This window comes from Streptomyces sp. DH24 (assembly GCF_029813775.1).
Taxonomy (GTDB): domain Bacteria; phylum Actinomycetota; class Actinomycetes; order Streptomycetales; family Streptomycetaceae; genus Streptomyces.
On the sequence record NZ_JARVKW010000081.1, the window covers coordinates 1 to 6,949 of the forward strand.

The following is a 6,949-nucleotide window of genomic DNA, read 5'->3' on the forward strand; positions in this document are numbered from 1 at the left end:
GGCATCCGCACCCTGACCGGTCAGGGAGTCAGCCGCTTCCTCGAACTCGGTCCCGACGGCACCCTGACCGCCCTCGTCCAGCAGTCCGCACCCGAGGACGTCATCGCCGTACCCGCCCTCCGCAAGGGCCACCCGGAGGAGGAGGCCCTCGTCGCTGCCCTCGCCCGACTCCACGTGCACGGCGTGGACGTGGACTGGGCGGCGTACTTCGCCGGTACGGGGGCTCGACTCGTCGATGTTCCGACCTACCCGTTCCAGCGCGTGCGCTACTGGCCGGAGCCGCCCGTCGCGGGCCCGGGAGACGTCCGCGCCGCCGGACTCCTGCCGACCGACCACCCGCTGCTGGGCGCGGCGATGACGCTCGCGGGCGGGGACGGTGCCGTGTTCACGGGAACCGTGGCGACCAGCTCGCAGCCGTGGCTCGCCGACCACACCGTGCTGGGCCGGACTCTGCTGCCCGGCGCGGCACTCGTGGAACTGGCGATCCGGGCCGGTGACGAACTCGGCGCCGGACGGATCGAGGAGCTGACGACACTCGCCCCGCTGGTCCTGCCCGGCTCCGGGGCGGCGATGCGGCTCCAGGTGCGGGTCGGCGGCGCCGACGAGGACAGGCGGCGCACCTTCACCGTGCACGGCCGCCCGGAGCACGGGGGACCGGACGCGGCCTGGACCGCGTACGCCACCGGGGTCCTCGCCGACGGCACCGCCACGCCGCCGCCGGAGGCGGACGTGTGGCCGCCGACGGGCGCCGAGCCGGTCGAACTCACGGGGCACTACGAGGTGTTGGCGGACGCCGGCCTCGCGTACGGGCCGTCGTTCCAGGCGCTGCGGCAGGCCTGGCGGCGCGGCGACGACGTGTTCGCGGAGGTCTCCCTGCCGCCCGGGACCGTCACCGACGGCTACGGGGTGCACCCGGCGCTGCTCGACGCCGTGCTGCACGCGGCCGGGTTCACCGGAGCGGGCGGCGACGAGGGCACGGCGCTGCCGTTCACCTGGGCGGACGTCGCGCTCTTCGCGTCCGGGGCCAGGACCGTACGGGCCCGGCTGACCCCGACCGGGGAGCGGACCGTCGCCATCACCGCCACCGGCCCGGACGGCCAACCCGTCTTCGCCGTCGGGTCGTTGTCGGTCCGGCCCGTGGCCGACGGTCTCGCCGGTGCGGCTGCGCAGGCCACGCCGGACGCGTTGCTGCGGACCGTCTGGACGGCGCCCGACGGCGCGGGACCCGCGGTGCCCGACGAGATCGCCGTGGCCGGTGGGATCCCCGACGACCTCGCCGGGGCGCTCGCAGGCGCCGGCATCAAGGTGACGTCGTATCCGGAGATGTGGGCCGTCGACCGTCGCCACCGCCTGGTGCTGGCCGTGCTCGCGGTCACCGCCGCCGACCCGGCCTGCGGCGCTCACGCCTGTGCCACCGCCGCGCTGGCACTCGTGCAGGAGTGGCTGCGCGACGAGCGGTTCGCGGACGCGCGGCTCGTGGTGGTCCTGCGGGGCGCCACCACCGGCGCGGAACCGGCCGCCGCCGCGGCCTGGGGACTGGTGCGGTCCGCGCAGAGCGAGCACCCGGGCCGGATCATTCTGCTCGACATTCCCGGCGAACCGGTCGGCGCGGCCCAGGCGTTGACGCTCGATGAGCCCGAAGTGGCCGTCCTGGACGGTGCCGTGCTCGTGCCGCGGCTCGAACGCGTGTCCCTGGCCCCCGATCCGGACGGCGCCGTCCGGCGCACGGAGACGGGGACCGTCCTCGTCACCGGCGGCACCGGCGGACTCGGCGCCCTGGTCGCCCGGCACCTGGCCGAACGGCACGGCGTGCGCGACCTGTTGCTCGTCTCCCGGCGTGGCCCCGACGCGCCGGGCGCCGCGGAACTCCTCGCGGACCTGGCCGGTGCCGGTGCCCGTGCCGAGGCGGTGGCCTGCGACGTCGGCGACCGGACCGCACTGGAGCGGCTGCTGGCCGCACAGGCGTCGGCGGGGCGGCGGATCACCTCCGTCGTGCATGCCGCGGGCGTACTGGACGACGGTGTGACCGGGGAGCTGACGCCCACCCGGATCACCGCCGTGCTGCGCCCCAAGGCCGACGCCGCCTGGCACCTGCATCAACTCCTCCCGGACGTCGAGTCGTTCGTGGTGTTCTCGTCGGCCGCCGGTACCTTCGGCAACGCCGGTCAAGGCGCCTACGCCGCGGCCAACGCCTTCCTCGACGCCCTCGTGCGGCACCGGCACCGGCTCGGACTGCCGGGCCGCTCCCTGGCCTGGGGGACCTGGCAGCAGCCGGACGGCATGGCCGGCGGTCTCACCGCCCGGGACCTGGACCGGATGCGCCGCGCCGGCTTCCCGCCGCTGCGCCCCGACGAGGGCCTGGCCCTGTACGACCTGGCCACCGCCCCCGACCCGGCCGCCGACCCCGGCCCCGTACTGCTGCCCGTACGGCTCGACCTGGCGGCGCTGCGCGCCCGGGACGACGTGCCGCCGCTGCTGCACGGCCTGGTCCGGGCGCGGCGGGTGGCGTCGCGGGCCGCCGACCCCGGGCTGCGCGAACGGCTGGCCGGACTGGCTGAGGACGAGCGGCGGGCGGCGCTGCTGGAACTGGTGCGCGGGCAGGTCGCCGCCGTGCTCGGCCACCGGCCCGGCGACCCGGCCCCCGTCGGCCCCGACCGCGCCTTCCGCGACCTCGGCTTCGACTCGCTGATGTCCGTCGAACTGCGCAACGGCCTGAGCGCCGCGACCGGCATCCGGCTGCCCGCGACGCTCGCGCTCGACCACCCCACACCGGAAGCCGTCGCACGGCAGCTCCACACGCTGCTGGTGCCGGACCGGGACGAGACCGGGCCCGGCCGGCTGCTCGCCGCGCTCACCCGCGTCGAGGAGCTGATCGCCGCCCTGCCGGGACCCGCCGACGGGCCGGAGCACCGGCGGATCGCGGGCCGGCTCGACGTCCTCAAGGCACGCTGGGCCACGGTCGCCGCCCCGCCGGCGGCCGGGGAGCAGGCATCCCGGGCGCCGGGGGAGAAGGACGCGGAGTTCGACGTGGACACGTTGTCCGACGACGAGATGTTCGCCTTCCTCGACGACGAACTCGGCGACGGGTGACCGGGGGGTGGAGAGCTTCCACTGACGGCCACACCCCGGCCCGGCCTAGCGTGGCCGTGCGGCCGGGGCGAACCCCTCCGCGCCACCCCGGCACCGCGCGTGCCGACGGAAGGCGCGCGAAGGCGGACCGGTACATGAACGGCGGACCACCGGCGGTTGCCGGGTCCCTGAGCCGAAGAGGCGATGACACGTGGGCATGGTCAGGGCGGACGACGGCCCGGCGATCGAGGTGCGCGATCTCGTGCGCTCCTATCGCGGGCGCAACGGAGAGCTGATCAAGGCGAATGACGGGCTGACGTTCGACGTGCCGCGCGGGCAGGTGTTCGGCCTGTTCGGCGCGAACGGCGCCGGCAAGACGACGCTCGTGCTGCAACTGCTGGGCCTGGTACGGCCCACGTCGGGCACCGTCGCCGTCAACGGCATCGACGTGGTGCGGCACCCGGAGACGGTGAAGTCCACCGTCGGGTTCCTGCCGCAGCGCGGCCTGTCGATGCGGCTGATCGAGACGCGCCGCGCACTGCACTACACGGGCCGGCTGCGCGGCCAGAGCGAGGCGGACGCGCGCCGCCAGACCGACGAACTGATCGACGAACTCGGCCTCGGCCCCTACGCCGACCGGCAGGTGGAGCGGCTCAGCGGCGGCCTGATGAAGCTGGTCAACTTCGGCATGACGCTGATGGGCCGGCCCGAACTCATCGTGCTGGACGAGCCGACCAACGAACTCGACCCGCACAACCGGCGGTTGATCTGGGACATCGTCCAGCGGCGCGCCGCCGACGACGGCACCACGGTCGTGCTCGTCACCCACAACGTGCTGGAGGCCGAGAAGGCCGTCCACCGCGTCGCCGTCATGCACGGCGGCCGGATCACCGCGATGGGCACCCCGGGCGAGCTGAAGGAACAGACCGGCGCGCAGGCGCGGCTGGAGCTGTTCGTCCGCGACGGCGGCAGCCTCACCGACGAGGAGGCGGCGCGGCTCGGCCGGATCGGCGTCGTCAGCCCCGGCGACCGCGGCGGCAGCTACCTGGTCACCGCCCCGCCCGACCGCATCCAGCCGCTGCTGGAGGTCCTCGTCACCGACGTCGGCGTGACCCGCGTCGACGACTTCCGCTTCGCCCGGCCCACCCTGGAGGACGTGTACCTCAGCCTGAAGCCGGGCGACACGGTGCCGCAGGCCGAGCCGGAAACGCAGCCGCCCGTGCAGCAACTCGCGCCGGTCGGGGCCCCGGAGCGGGCGGCCGAGGACACACCCGCCGACACCGGCCACCCGGCGCCCGCCCCGAAACGCGCGCCGCTGCCCCCCGCGCGCACGGAGCCCGGCCCCGACCGCCGACCCGCACCGGCCGCCGTCGCCGTCAAGGCACCCCGGCGCGGCCTGCGCGAACGCTTCGCCACCTTCGGCACGTCCTTCAAGTACCTCTGGTTCGAGCACATGCTGATCGTGCGCACGTCCTGGCACGTGCACATGGTGTTCGGCATCTTCATGCCTCTGACCATGGTGTTCGGTTTCTCCCGCATCGGCAGCGGCCTCACCGACGAGACGAGCCTGCTGTACATCGCCAGCGGCTCGGGCGTGTTCTCCATCGCCGCCCTCGGCACCACCGCCATCGCCCAGCGCATCGGCGCCATCAAGGCCGAGGGCTCGATGATGTACTACGCCTCGCTGCCGATCAGCAAGATCGCCTTCGTGATGGCGTTCGTCGCGGCCCGGCTGCTGCTCATCGCCCCCGGCCTGCTCACCTCACTGCTCGCCGTGGAGGTCCTCTACGACATCCGGCTCACGCTGTCCCCGACCCTGCTGTTCGTCTACCCGCTGACCGCGCTGCCGCTGGCCGCGCTCGGGCTCGTCATCGGCAGTGTCATCGACAAGATCGAGCTGATCTCCATCGTGACGTACATGCTCAACTTCCTTCTGCTGCTGGGCGCTCCGCTGCTCATCCCGCTGGAGTCGCTGCCGCCGGTGCTGCGGGCCGTCAGCTACGCGATGCCGACCAGCTACGGCGCCGACGCGATCCGGCACAGCGTCACCGGCGACATCGACGGCGCGTTCGCGTTCGACGTGGCCGTGCTCGCGGTGGCGTCGGTGGCCGCCCTGTGGATCGCCGACCGGGCGCTGCGCTGGCGGGCCTCCTGACGCCGGGCGCCGGCCCGTCCCCGGCCGGAGTCCGGTGTTTTCCCCAGTGACCCACGCCGAGAACCCTCGATAACCTCCTTCTCGGATCCAGAGGGAAAAGGTCCGTCGGCCGTTCACGCGCCCGGTGCGAAGCCCGTGAACGGCCGAACGGGCACGCGGAGAAAGCGCGCCAGGGAAGGAAAGTCCGGGCGCGGTTCGGCGCATTCGGGAATGCCGGGGACAAGGCCGCTCCTTTTCGTTCGTTCCCGGGTCCGACGAACGGGAGCGATACCGGCATGAAATTCCGGGTGCTGGGCCCGCTGACGGTCCTCGGCGAACACGGCCCGGTCGTACCGAGCGGCGTCAGACAGCGCGCCGCCCTCGGCCATCTGCTGCTGCACGCCAACGAGGTCGTCGCGACCAGCGCCCTGCTGCGCGCCCTGTGGGCCGGGAACCCGCCGCCGACCGCCCGGAAGATGCTGCAGAACGCGGTCTCCGCGCTGCGCGGCCTCCTCGCAGAGGACACCGCCCCGACCGGACCGGCACTGCTCACCCACGCCCCCGGCTATCTGCTCCGCGTGGACGGCGACGACCTCGACCTGACCACCTACCGTGCCCTGGCCGACCAGGGGCGCGGCGACCTCGCGGCCGGTGCCTGGGCGTCCGCCGCGCGGCATCTGCGCGCCGCCCTGGAGCTGTGGCGCGGGCCCGCCCTCGCCGACCTCGCGGAGACCGGCGCCGACTGGCCCGAACTCGCCGCGCTCGCCCGCGCCCGCGCGGCCACCCGGGAAGACCTGTTCGAGGCCGAACTCGCCCGCGGACGGCACCGCGACGTCCTCGGGGAGCTGGAGGCCCTCGTCGAGCGCGGCCCGGTGCGCGAGCGGTCGTGCGCCCAGCTGATGCTCGCCCTGTACCGGTGCGGCAGGCAGGTCGACGCGCTGGAGACGTACCGCAGGACGCGCGACGCGTACGCCTCGGAACTGGGCCTCGAACCCGGCCGGACACTGCGCGCGATGGAACGCGCGATCCTCGATCACGACCCCGTCCTCGGCCAGCCGGACGCGCTCGCCATCATGGCGCGGGACGGCGAGCCCGCCCGCGCCCGCACACCGGCCGGCGCGCCCGCACCGCCACCCGCCCGCCCCGAGCCGGCGCCCGCACCAGGGCCCGTCCCGATGCCCGCGCCGATGCCCGTGCCCATATCCATGCCGATGCCGATGCCGACCAGCGTGGGCCTCGACGGCCTCCCTGCCGCGCGCCCCGGCCGGTCACCGCTCACCGCGAGCACGGCCACCGGACTGCCGCACCCCGCCGCACCGGCCGGCGCCCTCACCGAGCAGCGCAAGCAACTGTCCATGCTGCTCGTGCGCACCACCCTCGGAAAGGGCCTCGGCGGCGACCCCGAGGACGCCGCCCGGCTCTCCGGGGAGCTCGCGGTCGCCATCCGGGACGAGGTCGAGCGGTACGGCGGCAAGGTGTCCGGCGTCCTCGGGCCGGTCACTTTCGCGCTGTTCGGCGTCGTCCGCACCAGGGAGGACGACGCCACCCGCGCGGTACGGGCGGGCCTGGCGATCCTGCGCCGACTGCGGCAGTACGGCGCGGGCGGCCCCGTCCCCGAACGGGGCTGCTCGGCGCCCCGGGTGGCCGTCGCGACCGGCGACGTCGTCGTCACGTGCGCCGCCGACGGCACCGGCGCCATCCCCGTCGTCAACGGCGCCGTCCCGAAAAGCTGCGCCGCCCTGCTGG

At 74.9% G+C, this 6,949-nt stretch carries 3 protein-coding genes; all 3 read left to right on the forward strand.

The genetic code is table 11. The annotated features are described in order from the left end of the window. Positions 1-3,090 (forward strand): type I polyketide synthase (locus tag QC282_RS31775; RefSeq protein ID WP_279553062.1); only part of this gene is annotated, 3,090 nt, incomplete at its 5' end. A gap of 196 nt (positions 3,091-3,286) precedes the next feature. Continuing rightward, positions 3,287-5,224 carry an ATP-binding cassette domain-containing protein gene (locus QC282_RS31780; RefSeq protein WP_279553064.1) on the forward strand — a complete coding sequence of 646 codons (1,938 nt, stop codon included), beginning with the start codon at positions 3,287-3,289 and terminating at the stop codon, positions 5,222-5,224. 275 nt (positions 5,225-5,499) lie between these two features. Beyond that, the coding region (locus tag QC282_RS31785; protein ID WP_279553063.1) for a BTAD domain-containing putative transcriptional regulator at positions 5,500-6,949 on the forward strand (1,450 nt) is incomplete at its 3' end.